This window comes from Vitiosangium sp. GDMCC 1.1324, from assembly GCF_003044305.1.
Taxonomy (GTDB): domain Bacteria; phylum Myxococcota; class Myxococcia; order Myxococcales; family Myxococcaceae; genus Archangium.
Genome location: NZ_PZOX01000007.1, coordinates 275,192 through 295,039, shown reverse-complemented (window position 1 = coordinate 295,039; position 19,848 = coordinate 275,192). Strand labels below are relative to the sequence as shown.

The window sequence follows — 19,848 nt, the reverse complement described above, 5'->3', positions numbered from 1 at the left end:
CGATCGTGCGCGGCGCCCTCCGCTCCCTGCCCGCCCGAACTCCCTTCCTCCAACGTTGCCCCCGTGAAACTCTCCAGCTCCCGCTGGGCCGCCGCCGTCCTGGCCGCCGGGCTGGCACTCGGAGCCAGCCTGTTGTTCAAGCCACTCGAGCCGGCCTTCCTCCTGCTGGCGTTCGCAATGGTGGCGGCCAGCGCCTCGTACGGAGGGCTCGGCCCGGCGCTTCTCACCCTCGCGCTCGTGTGCCTGGTGTTCGCCTTCCACCCCGAGCTGGTGCTGTTCGGGCTCTTCGTCCTGTTGGCCATGGGGCTCTCTGTCTTCAGCACGCGCGTGCGAAGCCCCTCGGAGCGCCGGCTCGCCTCACGGCTGGACACGGAGCGGGAGTCCCTCCGGCGGGACTGGAGCAAGGCGCAGCGGGACCAGGCCCTCTTCCACTCCGTCATCGAGCAGCTCGGCCAGAGTCTGTTCGCCCGTCCGGAGGTGCCTTCGCTCCTTCACGAGGCGGCCTTCCTGTTGGCCAACACCCTCGAGGTGGAGCTCGTCGAGCTCCTGGAGCTGAGCAGCGATCGTCAATCCCTCCTTCTCCGGGCGGGAGCAGGCTGGAAGGAGGCGGGGGTGCGCCAACCGCTCCATGAGACAGGGAAGCGCTCACCCGCCGGTTTCGCCCTGCTCACGCGCGAGCTGGTCCTCATCGAGACGCTCCCGGAGGATGAGCGCTTCCAGGTGCCTCCACGGCTCCGCGACCACGAGGCCGTCAGTGGGCTCTGCATCATCATCGAGGGAGTGGACTCCGCCTTCGGCGTCCTCGGGGCGTACACCCGGAGGCAGCGGAGTTTCACCCAGGCGGAGCTTCATTTCGTCCAGGGAGTGGCCGGGGTGCTCACGCGCGCCATCCGGCTCCAGCGGCAGCTCGAGACGCAGCGGCAGCTCGAGGAGTGGCTCCAACTGCTCGCCGGAGAGCTCCGGGACTACGTGCTCTGCCTGCTGAGTCCCACCGGGCACGTGACGGACTGGAATGCCGGAGCCGAGCGGCTCACTGGCTGGAAGGCCGGGGAGATCCTCGGCCAGGACATCTCCCGCTTCTATCCCGCCGAGATCGCGACCCGGGGAAAGTCGGGCCGCGCACTGCGGATGGCGGAGGCCGACGGGCGCTTCGAGGAGACGGGCTACCGTGTCCGCAAGGACGGCTCGCGCTTCTGGGCGGACATGGTGCTCACCGCGTTGCACGCCCCGGGGGGAGCCCTCCGGGGCTTCTCCCTGGTGATGAAGGACCTCACCTCGCTCCGGCAGGCGGAAGAAGAGCGGGGGCGGCTGCTGGAGCAGCTCGCGGAGGAGGAGCGCCTGGCCGCCGTCCTGACACAGCTTCCCGCGGGTGTGCTGATCGCGGAGATCCCCAGCGGGCGGACCGTGCTCTGGAACCGGCAGATGGAGGAGATAACGCGTCGGCCCTTCCAGCCCTTCTCCTCGCTCGAGGAACTCAAACACTACCGGTCCCATCGCCTGGACGACCAGGCCTACGAGCCGCACGAGCTGCCCCTGGCACGGACGGTCCTGGCGGGCGAGGTGGTGAAGGACGAGGAGGCGGTCATCGAGCGGGGAGATGGGACCTGGGGCATCCTGCTCGTGAATGCCGCGCCCGTACGGGACGCGGAGGGACAGCCGCTCTGGGCCGTGCTCACCCTCTTCGACGTCACCGAGCGCAAGAAGGCCGAGGAGTCCCAGCGCTTCCTGGCGGAGGCCAGCCGCATCCTCGGCGAGTCGCTGGAGCTCGAGGAGACGCTGACGCGGCTGGAGCATCTGGACTTCCACCAGAGCACCGACGGGTGCGGGTTCCTGCTCCTGGCTGAGGATGGGAGCCCCGAGCGGCTGTCGGCGGACGTCCCCCCTGCCCGGGCCACGTTGCTCCACGCGGTCCTTCGGCACACGGTGGACGAGGTGCTCGAGACGGGCAGGCCGGTGCTGGTGCCCGAGGTGGGGGAGCAGCAGCTACGAGCCCTCGCGCCGGACGAGGAGCGCCTGCGCCAGTTCCGTGAGGCCCCGCTCGTCTCCTATGTGGTCGTCCCCCTGGTGGCCCGGGGCCGGATCATCGGCATCATCGGCTACGTTTCCACCCGCCGGGACAGCCCCTTCGGCCAGTTGGAGCTGGCGACCGTGGAGGAGCTGGCCCGCCGCGCGGCGCTGGCCATCGACAATGCCCGGCTCTATCAACAGGCCCGGGACGCCATCCGCGCCCGGGACGAGCTCTTCTCCATCGCGGCCCATGAGCTGAGAACACCGCTCAACGCCCTGCACCTCAAGGCCCAGGTCCTCCAACGCTCACTGCGCAAGCAGCCCGCCACCGAACAGGACAACCGTTTCGTGGAGGGCATCCAGGTCATCGCCCAGCAGGCCGACCGGCTCTCCCGGATGATCGGCACCCTGCTGGACATCTCCCGCATCCGGGTCGGTCAGCTCCAGCTCGAGCCGGAGGAGCTGAACCTCGCCTCCCTGGTGCACGAAGTCGTGATGCGCATGAGGGAGGCGCTCTCCGCCGCCGGCTGCGAGCTCCACCTGGAGCTCACGGAAGGAGCCCCCGGCCACTGGGACCGGATGAGGCTCGAGCAGGTGGTGACGAACCTCCTCTCGAATGCGCTGAAGTACGGAGTGGGCAAGCCCGTCGAGGTGCGGGTGTGGGAGGACGAGCAGCTGGCGATGGTGAGCGTGCGCGACCATGGGATTGGCATCCCGCCCGACAAGCTCGAGCGCATCTTCGGCCGCTTCGAGCGGGCCGTCTCCGGACGCCAGTTCGCCGGGCTCGGGCTCGGGCTCTACGTCACCCGGCAGATCATCGAGGAGCACGGTGGTCGTATCCACGTGGAGAGCCACCCCGGCGAGGGCTCCACCTTCACGGTGGAGTTGCCGCGCGAGCTCCCCTGCGGCCCCAAGGCCTCGGCCGAGGCCCTGACCCCAGCTGGGATGCGCTCACACGAGACCTGATGCCGGACGCGCCTCGCCGGGTGCCGTCTCCAGGGTGGGCAGGCGCCAGAGAAGTGGCTCCCGCTCCTCTCCGAGCCTGAGGGCCGGGCTCGTCACGCTCCGCGGCAGCGGGGCCACCTGGGCGTACGCTGGGGCCGGGAGGGAGAGGAACGTGGCCTTCCCTTCCAACACGTGGCTCTCCAAGCGCACGTCGATCCGGACCGCGCCTCCAGGTCCCGCCAGAGCCAGGGCCTGCAGGGCCACATGGAACAACTGGCGCGAGAGCACGAGGACGTCGGCCTCGACGTGCACCGGCTCCTGCTCGCCCAGCACCAGCTCGACCCGCTGACGGAGCGCCTCTTCCCGGAGCAATCCGAGCAGTGCCCGTACCAGCTCGGTGAGCACGACCGGGCGGCGCTGCCCCTCCTCCAACGAGGCCAGGCTACGCCAGACGTGCGCCCGGTGACGGATGTCCTGGGCGGTGTCCTCGGCGAGCCTCAGCAGCCGGAGGGCATACTCCAAACGGTTCACCCCAGCCTGACGGGCACCTATCCGAAGCCCCTCGCGCGAGGACTTCTTCAGCCGCTCCACATCCTCGCGCAACACCCGCAGCGCCTGCTCGTCCCCGGGAGCCGCCATCACCTCGCGGATGTCTCTCTCGAGTTGGAGCAGCAGCAACTCCGCCTCGATGCCATGGGCCGCGCAGAGCAGCATGTCGCGAAGCCGGCTCGAGGGCATCGGCCTCCGGACTGCGGCACAGAGGTTCCCGGCCACCTTGCCCTCCGCGTCCCGGATGGGAATGCCCTGACAGGTGTAGATCTGAAAGCCACCGATGAAGTGCTCGGGCCCCACCACCTCGGTATAGCCACCCGTCACCAGCGTGGTCCCCGTGCCATTGGTGCCACATATCTCCTCTGACAAGAGGGCTCCTGGAGTTGGCTGCCGCTCGGGTCCGTGCAAGCTCTCCTCGTCCCCCAGGATGACGAGCATGACCGCGTGGGCATCGGCGAGTTGGATGGAATGGGACTCGAGCCCCACGGCCCAGGAGAGGACATCCATGTAGGGCCGGGCAACGGTGATGAGCGCCTGCTGCTGCGCGAGGAGCCGCTCGGTGTCCAGTGCCGAGAGCTGCTCCGCCTTCATCGCCTTGGGGTTCACCCCCAACTCATGCGCCCGCTCCCAGGCCCGGAGCACGGGCTCGCGAAGCAGCGAGTCGGTGATCATTCCCGTGGAGACATAGCGGGCCCAGGCCCGCCGGGTGGATTCAGAGGTCGACGCCTGCTCTCGCGCGCCGAAGGGGTGGGTAGGCATCCGCTTCAGTCCTCCAGTCCGCGCGCGATTCACGCGCCGGGCATGGGCTCAACAAGACAGAGTGACTCCGGTGTTTCGCGGAGGCGCTGAGTGGCTACGCGTGAGCGGGGCGTCGAGAGCGCCTCTCGCGAGCAGGAGGAGCCGGGCCGCGCTCTCCCCGGTGTCTCGGCGCCACGTCGATCAGCAACGCGATGACCAGCCCGACGATTGGCCAGAGCGTCCACTGCCCGCCGAACCAGTGCTGTACGACCGAGTACCAGAGCAGTGTCGTGGGCAGGAAGACGAAGCCGAGAATCGGCCAGAGCAACGTGTCGAACATGCCCCGGAACCAGGTGGTGAAGAACCACACGACGAGCAGCACCAGACGCGGGACGAAGAGGGAGAAGATCGCCAATAGGACGGGCATGTTGCAAAGCTGGGCAAGGACCTCCGTCCCAGCCACGGAGACGAACTGGAGCCGGCTGCTCGCGTGACCTGGAAAGGGGGAAGCGAGCCGCTCACTCCAACACCTGGCAGGCGGGCATCCGAACCGTGGCCTGGTACACACTCGGAGGCCTCGGCGCCGCGCACGCCGCCCGGCGTTCACTCCTGGCATCCGCCACCGGATGACGTGGCCCCGAAGGTTGCCGAGGTGAAACTCGCCTCCGGTGGCGCTTGTACTGGCGGAGGGTCCGTCCGAGCTTCGACACCATGCACGCGGACCTCACCGCTCTGCCCCTGCGAGGCACGGGCGGCGCCTTCCATGTCGTCGTCGAATCACCCCGTGGCTCCACGGTGAAGCTGAAGTACGAGCCGAAGCTCGGCGTCTTCACCATCTCCCGGCCCCTGGTGCACGGGCTGCGCTACCCCTTCGACTGGGGCTTCGTCCCCAGCACCGAGGCGCCGGACGGGGATCCGCTCGACGCGCTGGTGTACTGGGACGAGTCCACCTACCCCGGGGTGGTGCTGCCCTGCCGGGCGCTCGGTGTACTGAAGGTGGAGCAGAAGAAGTCGCGAGGCCGTGGCCGGGAGCACAATGACCGGCTACTCGTCGTCCCCACCCCCGCGTCGCGCGCGGAGAACCTGAGCAACATCCGCGAGCTGTCCCGCCGGGAGCGCGAGGAGCTGGAGCACTTCTTCACCGCCGCCGTTGCCTTCACGGACAAGGACATGAAGGTGCTCGGCTGGGAGGGACCCAACGCGGCGGAGCGGATGATCGACGAGGCCGCCGGGCGATACGAGAAGAAGGCGCGGCGTTAGAGAAAGAGAGAGAAGTCATGCCCAGCCCCACGCCCATCCGAGGGCTCGGCCCGGAGAGCCGGCTGGCCGAGGCCGCCCGCCGCCTGCTGAACAGCCGCCTGGCCGACGTGCGCCACGAGGAGGACGCGCTCACCCAGAAGCTCACCGAGGACGGCGTCCACGACATGCGCGTGTCCACCCGCCGCCTGCGCGCGGCACTGAAGGTGTTCCGCGCCCTGGGCAACCTGGCACCGCTGGAGCGTCAGGTGAAGCAGCTCCAGGACGCGCTCGGTGAGGTGCGCGACGTCCACGTGCAGGGAGCCTGGCTCAAAGACGTGGCCCGGGAGGAAAAGCCCTCGAAGCGCGCGGGGCTCGAGGCCCTGCGCTCGAGTGTGGAGTCCCGGCTCGGCGCGAAGGAGAAGCAGCTGCGGCGCGTGCTGGCTCGCTGGGACAAGCGGACGGTGCCCGCGATCCTGCACGAGGCGAAGCAAATGGACGGCCCTGGACGTTACGGAGGTCAACGTGTCCGCCGACAGCTCCGCCGCCGTCTGCGCAAGTTGGAGAGGATCATGCGGGACTACTCAGCCGCTCCGGACGCCCTCATCGCCCACGAGATGCGCAAGACGGTGAAGAAGCTCCGCTACGAGGCGGAGCTCTTCCGCCCCGCCCTGCGCCGGAGGATGGAGGCCCTGCTGGAGGCGCTGGTGTCGCTCCAGGAGTTGCTGGGCGAGCTGCACGACTCGGACGTTCGGCTGGGGCTGCTCGAAGGCTTCGCCTCGGAGGGCAGCGCCCCCGAGCGCACCGCCGCGCGCAAGCTGCTGGAGCGCGTGCGCGATGAACGTGCCGAGCGCGCGGCCCGGACAGCCCGCGAGCTGCAACGCTGGCATGCCGAGAAACTGACCCGTGGCCTGCGCCAGTTGCTGGATTAGACGCGCAGGGGGTGCCGCACTCCGGGTATGAGACCCGACCCACCCTCCCGTTCCCCTCCCGGAGGCGGAGGGGATGTAGTAGAGGTCCGCCCCCCATGCCCGCCTGCGGACTCGACTTCGGAACCAGCAATACGGCCATCGCTCTCCCGGACGGGACGGTGCTCCCCATCTCGCCCGGCTACAGCGACCCGCGCCTCTACCGCTCCGTCATCTTCTTCCCCGAGGACGAGCGCGAGGTGTACACGGGCGCCCCCGCCATCACCCGCTACCTCGAGGACCACTCCGGCCGCTTCATCCAGTCGGTGAAGTCCTTCCTCCACAGCGCCTCCTTCCGCGCCACCCAGATTCGCGGCCGCACCTGGCTCATCGAGGACCTGGTCGCCCTGCTGCTGCGCCGCGTGCGCGAGGCCGCCGCCCCCCATGCCGGCGGTGCCCCCGAGTCCGTCGTGCTCGGCCGCCCCGCCCTCTTCTCCTCGGACCCCGAGGCCGATGTGCTCGCCGAGCAGCGCCTGCGCCGCGCCGCGGAGATCGCCGGCTTCACCCACGTCCAGTTCCTCATCGAGCCCATCGCCGCCGCGCTCTCCTACGAGGCGCAGCTCACCCGCGACGAGCTGGTGCTGGTGGCGGACTTCGGCGCCGGTACCACGGACCTCACGCTGATGCGGCTGGGGCCCTCGCGCCGGGGCAACCCGGATCGACGCGCGGACGTGGTGGGCTCCACGGGCGTGCGCATCGGCGGTGACCGCTTCGACGCCGAAATCATGCGCCACAAGCTGCTGCCCCGCTTCGGCGCCGGCTCCACCTACCAGCTGCGGGGCTTCAGCGACAAGCGGCTGCCCGTGCCCCAGCACGTGATGGCCAAGCTGCTCTCCTGGCACGAGATGTCCTTCATCCGCGAGAAGTCCACCCAGGAGCTGCTGGAGCTGATGCTCGAGTCCAGCGACAAGCCCGCGGAGGCCGAGGCCCTGTACGACCTCGTCATGGACAACCTCGGCTACCGGCTCTTCCGCGCCATCGAGGCCGCCAAGGTGCAGCTCTCCTCCCAGGAGGAGACCACGCTCGACTTCGAGGAGGCGCGCATCCACCTGCACGAGCCCATCACCCGCGCCGAGTTCGAGACCGCCTCCGCGTCCCTCCTCACCGAGCTGCGCGAGGTCACCGAAGGACTGCTCAAGCGCTGCGAGGGCGCCGGAGAGGTGGATGCCGTCTTCCTCACGGGCGGCTCGTCGCAGATTCCCGCCGTGCGCCGGCTCTACGCCGAGCGCTTCGGCGAGGGGCGCGTGCGCACCCGGGACGCCTTCACCTCCGTGGCCGAGGGCCTCGGGCGGGCCGCGGCATCCCTCTGAGCCCGCCGCGCCTCAGTGGTGCCTGAGCCAGTCGAGGATGGGCGTCCACACCAGCGTCTCGGCGTTGCCCGCCTCGAACAGGTCCACATGGCCGAAGTCCACCGGACGGGCGGACGCATCCGGAAGGAGCTGCACCACACGGGAGGAGACGTCCGTGCTCCCCAGCAGGGTGAGGCTGTGGAGGCCGAAGGAGCCCACGCCGCCCGCGGCGCCCATGTACAGCACCGGCACGGTCACCTCACTCAAGTGATCGTCATACGGGACGTCCGGCGCACCGCACCACATCGCCAGGGTGTCCACCTGCTCGCCCAGGCTCTGATAGGGCGCCGCCTGCATCAGCCCCTCGAAGAAGAAACGCTCGCGCGTCCATGACAGCCCGGAGGGGACGAAACCCGAGAACTGGCCTCCCGTGAAGTGGTACTCCGGAATGATGACCGGCTCCTGCAACGCGTAGGTGGCCGAGCCCACGAAGAGCCCGAGCTGCCGGTTGGTCAACCCTGCCCGGATGGGCGAGGGCTCCTCGGGACGAGAGAGCGCGAGCGTTCCAATCCGCTGGAGCCTGGCGCCGATATCGATTCCATAGACCTTCGCCTTCAGCTGACTGTCGAGGATCGCGTAGCCCTTGCACGCATTCTCGCGCAGGAGCGGCTCCTCCAGCGTGTAGGCCATGTCCACGGGGATGAAGCCGCTCACCTGGCGCAACTCCGGCGGCAACTGTGTCTCCGCGTTCAGGTACGCGTAGGACACCGCGGCCCCCCGGCTCCAACCCAGCAGCGCCATCCGCCCCCAGGCGTTACCGTCGAGCACGCGCATGCTCCGGGCCAGCGCCAGTCCCAGGCCCACGTCCCGCGCGTGCAGGCCCAGGTTCCAATCCTTCATGAAGGAGAAGTCCGTCACCGTCGCGGGCACGTGCACCCATCTCAGGTCGATGCCCCACACATCCACGCCCTGCCGCGCCAGGAAGATGGCGAAGGACTGCTGCCGCAGCACCTCGGTGCTCTCCGCGCTGGACAGGAACGCGCCCCGGAAGCCCCACACGTCCCCATGCACCAGGAACACCGACTTCGGCGCTCGCACTGGCACTCCCGCGGAGGCCTCGCGCACGACGCGATGCAGGGTGATGACGTCATGAACCCCCGGCCCCACCTGGAGACGAAGGCTGTACTCGTAGATGTCCTCGAAGAGCCGCCGGCGCTCGAGACCTTCCAGCGCACAGAGCGCTCCGGCCGAGCCCTCCTGGCAACTCTTCTCGAGCTGTGTCCGGAGCGCGCGCGTCCACTGCTCCTCCTCGGCCCGGGCCCGAGTCCCAAGGCAGAGCACCCCGATACACAGCCACACGGCCACACGGCTTGGAATTCTCATACCGCTGTCCTTCCGCATCATGAATCCCCCCATGCGGAAAAACTGGTCATTCCTGTCAATCCTGACAACCCCTGTGCATGTATTTCTTTACGAAAAGGAGTCTCAATGCTTGCCAGTGAGCGACGCGGCCTCGATGACGAGGTCCGCATAGCGATTGCGTGAATCCGCCGGCACGGTGCCATCGCGGAAGTAGAAGGTGAAGTCGTCCCACTCGTCCGGCCGGGCATCGTTGGCGAACATCCACGGGCTGCTGCTGCCCACTCCGGTGCGCCACGCACAACGGAACCAGCCGCGGTACATGGCCCGCCGCTCGTCGAGCGTGAAGCCCTCCCGGTTGCGCACGGCGAACTCACCGATGAACAGCGGCTTGCCGAAGTCCCGCGCGATGGCCGCGTGCTCGGAGAACCAGTGCGCGCCCGCACGAGCCGTGTGCTCCCGCTCCACCCCGTAGGCCTCCGGGTAGAAGTGCACGCTGGCGAAGTCGATGAGGGGCGAGGCCGTGTTGCGGCGGTAGCTGGTGCCCCCCTCGAAGAGGGAGTGGGATACCGCAGCGCGCCAGTAGAGCTCGTCGTAGCCCGCGAAGGAGGTGTCGAACCCTTCCTCGCCGGTGCCCACCAGGTGCCCGGGCGCGTAGTGCTTCACCACCGCGGCCACCTCGTCCACCCAGGCGCGCATCGCCACGCCGTCCGCGTCCAGCCCCTTGCCCCGCGGCTCGTTGAGCAGCTCCCAGGCCAGCACCGCCGGGTGCTCGCCATAGCGCAGCCCGTCGAAGGTGTTGACGCGCGAGAGCAACCGCGAGATGTGCGCCTTGTAATGCTCGATGACGGCGCGCTCGGTGAAGAAGCGCGCGTCTCCCTCCACCGGCTCGGGCAGCCCCGCCCACTCCACGTACCGCCGCGCGCCTCCGTAGGCGTCCCAGTAGTTGCCCAACGGGAGGACGAGCTTCACCCCGTACGCCGCCGCCCGGGTGAGGACCAGGTCCAGCCCGCGCAGGGACACCTCGTCGTACTCCAGCGGAGCCACCTGGAGGGCGGTGTCGCCGCGCTTGTCCGCCGCGTCGTTGTAGCCGTTGGTGCGCACGGCCCATGCGCCGAGCGCCGCGGCCTTGGCGAACGTCTCCTCCACGGAGGGAGACTCGGTACGGCCCCGCCGCACATCACGAGCGGCGTCCTCCTGGAGGTAGTACGCGTTGAGCACCACCGCCGCCGGGGGCGCTATACCGAGCCGCATCGCGGGCGCCTCGGGGCAGTCCGAGGCCTCTTCCTGAAGCACCTCCAGGGCGTCCTCGCCACACGCCGTCATCGAGAGCAACAACACCGACAGGAAGGAGGCACGCATGCGCGACTCGCGGCGGGAGGGTCCCCTGCCAGGCCCTCTGGAACATGCGCTCCACACTATCTGGGAAACAGACACGCCGTCGCCCTCCGGTGGCTCTCGTTGTTCACAGGCGTGCTCAGCCCCGAGGCTCGGACAGACCGAGCGCCTGGCGAACGTCCGCCAGCTGACGCGCGGCCCAGTGCCGGCGATGGTTCTCCAGCGTGGTGAAGCTGCGCGGCTCCATCCGGTCGATGTACAGCGTGCCGTCCAGGTGGTCTATCTCGTGCTGGAGGATGCGGGCATACCAGCCGCGCGCCGAGAGAGTGATGGGCTGGCCATTCTCGTCGAAGGCCTCCACGCGCACGGCGCGCGCCCGCCGCACCAGCGCGGAGAAGCCGCTGACGCTCAGGCATCCCTCGTAGAACTCCACCGGCGTCGGGTCCTCCACGATGAGGCGGGGGTTGATGATGACGTGGAAGGCCACGGGCTCGCGCTCGCGCGCCACGAGGTCCGCCGGTGGAACGCCCGTGTGGTATTCGGCCCGGTCCTCGATGACCGCGAGCCGCACATCCACGCCCACCTGCGGCGCGGCCAGCCCCACGCCCGGCGCATCCCGCATGGTGTCGCGCATGAGGGCGATGAGCTGCCGGATCGCCGGGCTCGTCATCTCCTCGGGGGTGAGGTCTCTCGCGCGCCGGCGCAACACCGGCTCTCCTGCCTGAACGATCTTCAGCATCATGGCCCGCGAAGATACCCCGTCGAGAGACTGCTCGTGGGCGGAAGCGATATGACAGCCGCATGGACTTCCTTCGGAATCCGCGGAGACGCAACCGGGTGCTCGGCCTGCTCGCGGGGCTCGTCGCCCTCGTCGCGGCGGCCTGCTGGCTGAAGAGCCCCTCGCCCGAGCCCGTGGCCACGCGCTGCACCCCCGGCCACGTGGACCCCGAGCGGTTGAAGGCCCACGTGCGCACCCTGAGCGAGACATTCCACCCGCGAGACCACAGACACCCGGAGAACCTCGAGCGTGCCGCGGGCTACATCTCCGACGCGCTCTCCCGGGCGGGCGGGCACGTGCGCTCGGAGCCGTACACGGCGGGGACTGGAAGCTACCGCAACGTCATCGCCACCTTTGGCCCGGACAGCGAAGAGCGGCTCGTCATCGGCGCGCACTACGACGCGGCGGAGGGCGCCCCCGGCGCGGATGACAACGCCAGCGGGGTGGCCGGACTGCTGGAGCTCGCGGCCTGGCTGGGCGAGCACCCTCCGCCAATGCGGGTGGACCTCGTCGGCTTCACGCTGGAGGAGCCGCCCCACTTCCGCCGCGGCACCATGGGCAGCAAGGTGCACGCGAGGGCACTGCGCTCGCAGGACGTGAAGGTGCGCGCGATGCTCTCCGTGGAGAGCATCGGCTACTTCTCCCAGGCCTCCGGCAGCCAGGAGTACCCGGTGGCCGCGCTCAAGCTGCGCTACCCCACCGAGGGCAACTTCATCGCCGTGGTGGGCCGCAGTGACGAGAAGGACCTGATTCACACCGTGCACCAGGCCCTGCGCGCCGCGACCGACCTTCCCTCCGAATCACTCGCTGCTCCGCGCGGCCTCGAGGGCGTGGACTTCTCCGACCATGCCAGCTTCTGGGACGAGCGCTATCCCGCGGTGATGCTCACCGACACCGCCCTCTTCCGGAACACGCACTACCACACCCCGGAAGACACCTGGGACACGCTCGACTACGCGCGCATGGCCAAGGTGGTGCAGGGAGTCCAGTGCGCCATCGACACACTCGGTGGGCAGAGCGTGGGAGGAGGCTTGGCATCCTCCCCGAAATAGGCTCTTAAGCGGAAAACCATGAGCCAGCCTCTCGAGGTCCGCAACGTGCAGCAGTCGGTGGAGCTGTCGGCTCCGCCGGACGCTGTCTACGCCGCGTTGATGGATGCCCAGCAGCACGCCGCCTTCACCGGCTTCGACGCGGAAATCGACGCACGCGAGGGCGGGGCCTTCGTCACCTGCGGAGGGCGCAACAGCGGCTACACGCTGGTGCTCGTGCCCGGACGCCGCATCGTGCAGGCGTGGAGGCATCGCGAGTGGCCCGAGCACCACTACTCCATCGCCACCTTCGACCTGGCGCCCATGGGACGCGGCACGCGCCTCACCTTCACGCAGGTGGGCGTGCCCACGGAGTCCTATGAGTGGCTCGACGAGGGCTGGCGCAGCACCTATTGGGGACCCCTGGCGCGCTACCTCGCCATGCGGCGCCGGATGTGAGGTGCCCCGCTCACTTCTTGTGAGCGATGGCGGAGGCGAGCGCCCCCAGGGTCCGGAGCTCCTCGGGTGAGAGCGAGTGAAGGAGGGTCCTGAGCTGGCGCAGTTCCGCGGGCTCGGCCTGCGGCTCCGGGAGGAGGTCCTCCAGCTCCCACTCGGCGCCGAGCCCCAGGAGCGCATTGGCGGAGAGGTTCAACGTCACGCAGATTTTATGCAGCGTGGGCACGCTGGGCAGCATCTGCCCGCGCTCGATGCGGCCATAGACTGCGGGAACGAGCCCTACCAAGGAGGACACGTCGGCCTGGGTGAGCCCCGATCGCTCCCGGGCCGTGAGGAGCACGGCTCCCAGGTGGCGCTTCAGCTTGTCGAGGTCTTCCATGTCCGCGCGACACTACTTCAAAAAGCGTCCCGTTGGAACTGACTCCTGAGGTTGATATCGGCGTTCCCGGCGTCCGCGTCGAAGACGTGGGGTGCCTTCACGTCCCCCGGCTCCGAGCCCCCGAGTCCGGTGAACCCCGATAGCCACGCATTCACGTCGCGCGACTGGCACATCCTGTGGCTTTACCCGGCTCGCCATCTCGCAGATCATGCGCCGCGGCTACGGCCGGGACTGCGCCCGGACCGTCCCCCCCACCGTCGCACCTGCGGCATCCGTCTTGGAGGTACCCCCGTGGCGATCCCCCCCGCCGAAACCCAGCAGCTCGTCCGGAAGTACAAGGACAGCGCCGCCGCCAACATCCTCCAGGGCAGACCCGCGGAGGCCCTCGCCGACTACCGCAAGGCGGTGGAGCTCAACGCTCATGACACCGCCGCCCGCCTCAAGGTGGCCGAGCTCCTCGCCCAGCTGGGCCACCGGCAGGAGGCCGTCCGCGAGTTCCACTACCTCGCCATCCGCTACGCCGCCGAGGGCCAGACCATCCACGCGATCGCGGCCTGCAAGCTCATCCTCGCCATCGACCCGGACCACCAGGAGACGCAGGAGAACCTGGCCAGTCTGATCGCCATGCAGAGCGCCGAGGACGCCACTCCCGAGCAGCCCCGGCCCGCGCCCACGCCCCTGTTCTCCCGGCTCCCCCGGGACGTCTTCCTGGCCCTGCTCGGGCTGCTGGAGATGCGCCGCATCGCCGGCGGCGAGTCCATCATCACCGAGGGAGAGCGCGGCAGGTCCATGTTCATCCTCGTCCAGGGCACGGTGCGCGTGGTGCACACGCCCGAGAACGCTCCGCCGCGCACACTCGCCGAGTTGGGCGAGGGCTCCTTCTTCGGAGAGATGGGGCTCATCTCGGATGCCCCCCGCACGGCCAGCGTCATCGCCACCCGGGACTGCACCCTGCTGGAGGTGACGCGCGAGATGCTCAGCGACCTCGGCGCCCGCTTCCCCGCGTTCGAGCAGGTGGTGCAACAGTTCTACAAGGATCGGCTGCTGGACAACCTGCTCAAGTCCAGCCCCGTCTTCCAGCCCCTGCCCGAGGAGCAGAAGCGGGCCATTGCCCAGCGCTTCCAGAGCCGCTCCGTGGAGCCGGACACCGTGCTGCTCCAGCAGGGCCAGCGCAGCCACGCGCTCCACCTGCTGCTGCGCGGGCGCTGCTCCGTGTCGCACCAGGACGCCGAGGGCGGCGAGCGGCCCTACCCGGACATGACCGAGGGCGCCGTCTTCGGGGAGATCTCCCTGCTGCTGGATTTGCGCGTCACCGCCACCGTGCGGGCCGCCACCACGTGCCTGCTGCTGGTGCTCGACCAGGAGACCGTCAAGGAGCTGGTGCTGCCCCACCCCGAGGTGCGCCGCACCCTCACCCAGCTCAGCCGCGAGCGTCTGGACAGGACGGCCGCCATGCTCGCCGAGGGCGCCCAGGTCCAGGGCTCCTTCCTCATCTGAGCCCCGCGCCGGGGGCCGTCAACCAGCAACGGCCCTTGCCCCCTCGGCCAATCCGGCGACTTGACGGGCGCACCCGCATTTCCGTGTGATTCCAGAGCGACGGCTTTCAGGCCGCGTCGCTTCCGGGAGGTGCGCCGTGTCCACCCGTCTTCCTGGCGCTCGCCCTACGGGAGCGCGTCTGGGCTCCTGTGTTGGCGCCTGGGCTCTCATCGTCCTCTTCCAGTTCGCATGTGCCACGAGCACCTCACGGGGCAGCTTCGTGGGCTACCGTTCGGAGCCCGGGCTCGAGTCCGCCACGGTGTACGTCGCGGACTTCATGGAGCCCGGTGCCGTTGCCACCCGGCCGGTGCCCATTCCCAGGGCCGAGTTCCAGCAAGCCGTCCTGCGCCTCTCCCGCGACGTGCGGCTGAAGCACAAGACGCCACGGCAGGCCGCCCATGAATTGCTGAGCCTCTTGGGGACACCACCCGACGACCCCAAGGTGGCAGCGACAGGCTACTGGACGCTGGAGCAGCACCGCGGCGAGGGCGTCACCTGGATACTCGAGCGCCAGGAGGGCCTCGTTGTTCTCACCCCCCAGGCCGAACAAGCCCTCAAGGAGAAGTACCTCAAGTGGTGTGAGCCCCGGGGCGGCGGCGACTGCCTGGGCCTGCTGGACGATGACCCGTACCTGCGCACGGACGACCGGCGCACGCTGGCCCTGGCCCTCGCCTTCGGCAACGTGCTCGACGAGACGCGCGAGGCCCTGGGACGCGAGTTGCTGAACGTACAGGCGCTCGTCTCCATGGTTGTCTGGACGGTTGCTCTCTACTGCATGATGTGGGTGGTACCCGAGCCGACAAGCAAGGCCCTGGCCGCCGGCATGACCCTCATCCTGATGGGCTACCTGGGCCTCAAGACGGTGTACGAGCTGATGGACGGCTGGGCCCGCATGGCCGACACGGCGTACCACGCCACCACCTTCGAGGAACTGCGCGCGGCAGGCGAGGAGTTCAGCAAGGTGCTGGGCGAGGACGCGGCGAGGGCCATGATTCTGGCGGTGTCCACACTCGCCGGGCACACGCTGGGGCAGGTGGTGGCGCGAGTGAAGTCACTTCCGCGATTCAATCTCGCGGGAGCACAGTTCGAAGCTCAGGGCGGTGCCGCTGTCATGGCGCGCCTGGAGGCCACGGAGGCGGCGCTCGCGACGGAGGGGGCCCTGGCCAAAGCGGTGGCGGCGGCGGAGACGGTGGCCACCTCACCGCAGGGCCCCATGGCCGTGGTGATGCTCAAGAAGGGGCGAGTAGGTGGTGGCGAAACGGCTCCGGGGGGCCGCTCCGCCGAAACCGTCATCCGTCACCGGGGCGGCAACCGGCAGATAGAACTCAGCGATGGCCAGCGCTGGCACCTGCCACGTGGCAAATCGGCTGCGGATATTCCTGTCGAGGACAAGATTGGGGACATGCTCCAGGAGGCCGTCACCCGGGCCGCCAATGAATGGGGACCCCACAGGCTCTCGACTGAGGAATTCGCCGCCATTCAGAGAGCCGAAAAGCAGGGCGAATACTGGCTGGCGCGGTTGCTGGAGCGCGAGGCCCGGGGGCGCTACGTGCAACGCACAGTGAAAGATCAATTCGAGCATCTCTACGACTTCAGCCTGAGCAAGGGCGTCGACGTGGTTGACCCGGCAACGGGCACCCGGTACGAGATTCTCTCCGGGACGGCGTCGAATCTGGCGCGGCATGGCAGGCGGATGGCCGGCGAGTTCTTCCGGATGCTCACCTTCTGAAAGGGGCGGCGATGGATTCGCTCGGTAACGTCGTCTTCAAGGACCGGGAGATCGAAAACGAGCGGCTGGAGCTGACGGACAAGAAGGCGAATTACATCCTCGGCCCCAATCTGACGCTGAAGAACTGTACCCTTGTGCTGAAGGTGCCCGCTCGGCGTCTGAGCACCAAGCAGGCCCGGTTCATCGACTGTACCTTCGAGGTGAAGCAGGAGTTGAAGAACTACCAAGCATGGGTGGCCGCGTCCCTGAAGGGCTGCCGATTCAAGGGACACCTGAGGGGGTGCGATTTCGGGCACTGGCCTGAATACAGCAGTCTGCCGTGGTATCAGCATGGCTCCATCGAAGACTGCGACTTCACCGAGGCCTGCCTGGATGGCTGCCGCATCATGGGCTCTGACCCTGCCACCATTCGCTTTCCCAAGTGGCCCTGCTTCACCATCTTGGACCCCATCGGGCGAGCCCCCGAACTCCGCGGCCTCACGTGGCCAGGACCTTTGGGTGAGCTCATTCGGGATATGCTTCCTAAGCACCCACCCAGAACCAGGGCCTTGACCTACTACGCCCCCTCAGCCGCCAAGCTGGTCGAGACCACACCCGAAGAAATCCGGGCCGTCATCGAGAAGTTCGACTGCATTGTGTACTGACCCAAACCTGGCGCGGCATGGCCGGCGCATGGCGGGCGAGTTCTTCCGGATGCTCACCTTCTGAAAAGAGGCGGTGATGGATTGGCTCGGTAACGTCGTCTTCGAGGACCGGGAAATCGAAAACGAGCGGTTGGAGCTGACGGACACGAAGGCCAACTACATCCTCGGCCCCAACCTGACGCTGAGAAACTGTACCCTCGTGCTGAAAGTGTCCGCTCGGCGCCTGAGCCTCAAGCAGCCCCGCTTCATCGACTGCACCTTCGAGGTGAAACAGGAGTTGAAGAATTACCAGAGCTGGGTGGCCGCGTCCCTCAAGGGCTGCCGCTTCAAGGGGCGGCTGTCAGGGTGTGACTTCGGCCACTGGCCTGAATACATGAGCCTGCCGTGGTATCAGCACGGGTCCATTGAGGACTGCGACTTCACCGAGGCCCGGCTGGATGGATGCCGCATCATGGGCTCGGACCGTTCCACCATTCGCTTTCCCAAGTGGCCTTGCTTCACCATCTTGGACCCCATTGGGCGAGCTCACGAGCTCAACAGCGTCCAGTGACCGGGGGGTTTTCGCCCGATCATCGTGGAGGGGCGGTACAGGGATCCTCCCCGCACGATGGCTGTAACGTTCTACGCCCCGACTCTCGCCAAGCGCCGCGAGACCACCGAGGAAGCGTTCAGGGCTGTCATCGAGAAGTTCGACTGCATCGTCTACTGACGTGGCCATGCGGAGAGCCACATCTGAGCCCCGCGCCTAGTTGCTCTCGTAGATGGGGTTCTCCGACAGCCAGGCGGCGAAGAGCGCGTCCGCGAAGTCCTTGCCGGGAATCATCGCGCCCTGGCTCGCCTCGCCGGAGATGAGCAGCCCCTTGTCCGGCAGATAGGTGATGAGGAGCGCGTCGCCCTTTTGCACGCCCCGCAGGGACTGGACGAGCTGCTCCGAGTAGCGCCGCATCTCCGGCGATCGCATCGCCGCGCTGTGGGAGAGGAAGCCGCGGAAGGCCTCTATCATCTGGTCGCGATTGAGGCTGCGCCGGAAGTGGAGCTGGAGTTGCTTGGGTCCCTGGAAGTCGATGGCCTCCCGGGTGGAGCCCGGCGTCTGCTCCAGGTAGAGCCCCCAGACGTAGACCGCGAAGAAGAGCTTCCGCTTGAGCTCCATGTGGTCCAGCAGGAGCTCCCTGCCCTGCAGATGGATGGCGTCCGGCATGAGCACGCCCCCCATCGTCCGGGCCTGGGCCGTCCCGGCCATCAGCGCCATCACCAGCACCAGCCACCGCACCCATCGCGCCCCCTTCCCCTCCATCCTCATCCCATCCTCTCGCCTGGGCTCCATGTCGCCTAAGGTGGTCATGGACCTGGAGGGTGACCAGCCCTCCTCGGATTCCGCCGTCTTCAGCGGGCGCTCACCTGTCCGCCAGGACGGGGCTCGTCAACCCTCCAGCCTGGCCGCTCGCCGTGGGCACCCCGAGGGCGCCTGCCCACCTTGAGAGGCATGAATCCATTCGATGATGACAAGGAAGGAGCCCGGAGCTTCCGTCCGGAGCTCATCGATGGTGTTCGCTCCGCCGCCATGGTCTTGCGGGACGAGGACTCGGACTTCGACGCGCTCCTCGAGAACATCGGCGACGCGCGCTTCGTCCTGCTGGGGGAGGCCACCCATGGCACGCACGAGTTCTACAAGGCCCGAGCCACCCTCACCCGGCGGCTCATCGTCGAGCGCGGATTCAGCGCGGTGGCCGTGGAGGCGGACTGGCCGGACGCGCTGAAGCTCAACCAGTACGTGCACGGTGAGGGGCCGCGCCTGACGGCCCGCAAGGCCTTCGACGCCTTCCAGCGCTTCCCCCGTTGGATGTGGCGCAACGAGGAGGTGCTGGAGCTGGTGGAGTGGCTGCGCGGCCACAATGCGGCACGGGGCAAGGGTGCACCCACGGTGGGCTTCTACGGGCTGGACCTCTACAGCCTGCACGCCTCCATGCGCGAGGTGGTGCGCTACCTGGAGAAGAGGGACCCCACCGCGGCCGCTCGGGCGAGAGAGCGCTATGCATGCTTCGACCGCTTCGGTTCGGACCCTCAGGCCTATGGCCACGCCGCCGCGTATGGCTTCGCGGACACGTGCGAGGCGGAGGTCATCGAGCAGTTGATGGAGCTGCACGAGCGCCAGGTGAAGGACGGAGCGCGCGAGGAGGACGCGCTCTTCTACGCGGAGCAGAACGCACGGCTGGCGCGCGACGCGGAGCTCTACTACCGCACCATGTACGCGGGGCGCGACGAGTCCTGGAACCTGCGCGACACGCACATGGCGGACACCGCGGATGCCCTGGCCGAATACCTCGGACGCCGCGAGGGCGGGCCGGGGCGCCTGGTCATCTGGGCGCACAACTCGCACCTGGGGGATGCCCGCGCCACGCAGATGGGAGAGCAAGGCGAGCTGAACCTGGGCCAGCTCCTGCGCGAGCGCCATGGCCGGGAGACGTTCAACCTGGGCTTCACCACGTACTCGGGCACCGTCGTCGCCGCGCGGCAGTGGGACACGCCGGGACTGAGGCGGAGGGTGCGCCCGGCGCTCGGGGGCAGCTACGAGGCGCTCTTCCACGAGGTGGGCCTCCCCGGCTTCCTCCTGCGGATGGAGGACCTGGGCGAGGCGGGCTCGGGCCTGCGCGAGCGGCGGCTGGAGCGGGCCATCGGCGTCATCTACTCCCCGCACAGCGAGCGCTACAGCCACTACTTCTACGCGGACCTGCCGGCGCAGTTCGACGCGGTCCTGCACTACGACGTCACCAGCGCCCTGCACCCCCTGGACCGGGACGCGGGCCACGAGGAGGAGGATGCCGCGGACACCTGGCCATTCGGCATGTGAGCGAAGACGCTGCGAGGC

The 19,848-nt window shown here is 68.6% G+C and carries 17 protein-coding genes and 1 pseudogene; 11 read left to right on the top strand and 7 right to left on the bottom strand.

The window, feature by feature from the left end; translation table 11 throughout:
• Positions 1-63: 63 nt before the first annotated feature.
• Positions 64-2,973, top strand: a complete 2,910-nt coding sequence (locus tag DAT35_RS22315) for an ATP-binding protein (RefSeq protein ID WP_108069122.1) — start codon at positions 64-66, stop codon at positions 2,971-2,973.
• Here the strand turns inward: DAT35_RS22315 and DAT35_RS22310 are convergent.
• Both DAT35_RS22310 and DAT35_RS22305 read right to left on the bottom strand, forming a co-directional pair.
• A complete protein-coding gene (locus DAT35_RS22310) occupies positions 2,959-4,263 on the bottom strand; it encodes a phytochrome sensor protein (RefSeq protein ID WP_108069121.1) in 1,305 nt (434 codons plus the stop codon). The genes DAT35_RS22315 and DAT35_RS22310 overlap by 15 nt on opposite strands.
• Positions 4,264-4,357: 94 nt before the next feature.
• Complete coding sequence (locus DAT35_RS22305) at positions 4,358-4,669, bottom strand: hypothetical protein (protein ID WP_108069120.1); 312 nt, start codon at positions 4,667-4,669, stop codon at positions 4,358-4,360.
• Positions 4,670-4,953: 284 nt separating this feature from the next.
• Here DAT35_RS22305 and DAT35_RS22300 point away from each other — a divergent pair, with 284 nt between their 5' ends.
• The 3 genes from DAT35_RS22300 to DAT35_RS22290 all read left to right on the top strand — a co-directional run bounded on the left by DAT35_RS22300 (position 4,954) and on the right by DAT35_RS22290 (position 7,756).
• On the top strand, positions 4,954-5,502 hold the full coding sequence (locus tag DAT35_RS22300; protein WP_108069119.1) for an inorganic diphosphatase: 549 nt from the start codon (positions 4,954-4,956) through the stop codon (positions 5,500-5,502).
• Positions 5,503-5,519: 17 nt separating this feature from the next.
• Positions 5,520-6,410, top strand: coding sequence for a CHAD domain-containing protein (locus tag DAT35_RS22295; protein WP_108069118.1), 891 nt, complete (start codon positions 5,520-5,522; stop codon positions 6,408-6,410).
• 95 nt (positions 6,411-6,505) lie between these two features.
• A complete protein-coding gene (locus tag DAT35_RS22290) occupies positions 6,506-7,756 on the top strand; it encodes an Hsp70 family protein (RefSeq protein ID WP_108069117.1) in 1,251 nt (416 codons plus the stop codon).
• Between the two features lie 12 nt (positions 7,757-7,768).
• On the opposite strand, the gene DAT35_RS22285 is transcribed toward DAT35_RS22290, so the two are convergent.
• The 3 genes from DAT35_RS22285 to def form a co-directional block, all read right to left on the bottom strand.
• Entirely contained in the window at positions 7,769-9,118 is a 1,350-nt protein-coding gene (locus DAT35_RS22285; protein WP_108069316.1) for a hypothetical protein, read from the bottom strand.
• Positions 9,119-9,220: 102 nt separating this feature from the next.
• The gene (locus DAT35_RS22280; RefSeq protein WP_108069116.1) at positions 9,221-10,456 is read right to left on the bottom strand and encodes a cellulase family glycosylhydrolase; all 1,236 of its coding nucleotides are present in this window, start codon (positions 10,454-10,456) and stop codon (positions 9,221-9,223) included.
• Between the two features lie 115 nt (positions 10,457-10,571).
• Complete coding sequence (gene def, locus DAT35_RS22275; protein ID WP_108069115.1) at positions 10,572-11,174, bottom strand: peptide deformylase; 603 nt, start codon at positions 11,172-11,174, stop codon at positions 10,572-10,574.
• A 59-nt stretch (positions 11,175-11,233) separates the two neighbouring features.
• On the opposite strand from def, the gene DAT35_RS22270 reads away from it, so the two are divergent.
• Both DAT35_RS22270 and DAT35_RS22265 read left to right on the top strand, forming a co-directional pair.
• Positions 11,234-12,262, top strand: a complete 1,029-nt coding sequence (locus tag DAT35_RS22270) for a M28 family peptidase (protein WP_108069114.1) — start codon at positions 11,234-11,236, stop codon at positions 12,260-12,262.
• An 18-nt stretch (positions 12,263-12,280) separates the two neighbouring features.
• Positions 12,281-12,697 carry an SRPBCC domain-containing protein gene (locus DAT35_RS22265; protein WP_108069113.1) on the top strand — a complete coding sequence of 139 codons (417 nt, stop codon included), beginning with the start codon at positions 12,281-12,283 and terminating at the stop codon, positions 12,695-12,697.
• Positions 12,698-12,707: 10 nt separating this feature from the next.
• Here the strand turns inward: DAT35_RS22265 and DAT35_RS22260 are convergent, their stop codons facing one another.
• A complete protein-coding gene (locus tag DAT35_RS22260) occupies positions 12,708-13,073 on the bottom strand; it encodes a helix-turn-helix domain-containing protein (RefSeq protein ID WP_108069112.1) in 366 nt (121 codons plus the stop codon).
• Positions 13,074-13,364: 291 nt separating this feature from the next.
• On the opposite strand from DAT35_RS22260, the gene DAT35_RS22255 reads away from it, so the two are divergent.
• The 4 genes and pseudogenes from DAT35_RS22255 (at position 13,365) to DAT35_RS22240 (ending at position 17,691) form a co-directional block, all read left to right on the top strand.
• Positions 13,365-14,570 (top strand): cyclic nucleotide-binding domain-containing protein, encoded by a 1,206-nt coding sequence (locus tag DAT35_RS22255; RefSeq protein ID WP_108069111.1) that lies wholly within the window; start codon positions 13,365-13,367, stop codon positions 14,568-14,570.
• Positions 14,571-14,706: 136 nt separating this feature from the next.
• Positions 14,707-16,338 carry a hypothetical protein gene (locus DAT35_RS22250; RefSeq protein WP_108069110.1) on the top strand — a complete coding sequence of 544 codons (1,632 nt, stop codon included), beginning with the start codon at positions 14,707-14,709 and terminating at the stop codon, positions 16,336-16,338.
• A gap of 11 nt (positions 16,339-16,349) precedes the next feature.
• Positions 16,350-16,982 carry a pentapeptide repeat-containing protein gene (locus tag DAT35_RS22245; protein ID WP_108069109.1) on the top strand — a complete coding sequence of 211 codons (633 nt, stop codon included), beginning with the start codon at positions 16,350-16,352 and terminating at the stop codon, positions 16,980-16,982.
• 76 nt (positions 16,983-17,058) lie between these two features.
• A pseudogene (locus DAT35_RS22240) lies at positions 17,059-17,691 on the top strand (hypothetical protein).
• 36 nt (positions 17,692-17,727) lie between these two features.
• Here DAT35_RS22240 and DAT35_RS22235 read toward each other — a convergent pair.
• Entirely contained in the window at positions 17,728-18,276 is a 549-nt protein-coding gene (locus DAT35_RS22235) for a chalcone isomerase family protein (RefSeq protein ID WP_233261636.1), read from the bottom strand.
• 189 nt (positions 18,277-18,465) lie between these two features.
• Here DAT35_RS22235 and DAT35_RS22230 point away from each other — a divergent pair, with 189 nt between their 5' ends.
• Positions 18,466-19,830 (top strand): erythromycin esterase family protein, encoded by a 1,365-nt coding sequence (locus tag DAT35_RS22230; protein WP_108069108.1) that lies wholly within the window; start codon positions 18,466-18,468, stop codon positions 19,828-19,830.
• The last annotated feature ends 18 nt before the right edge of the window (positions 19,831-19,848 follow it).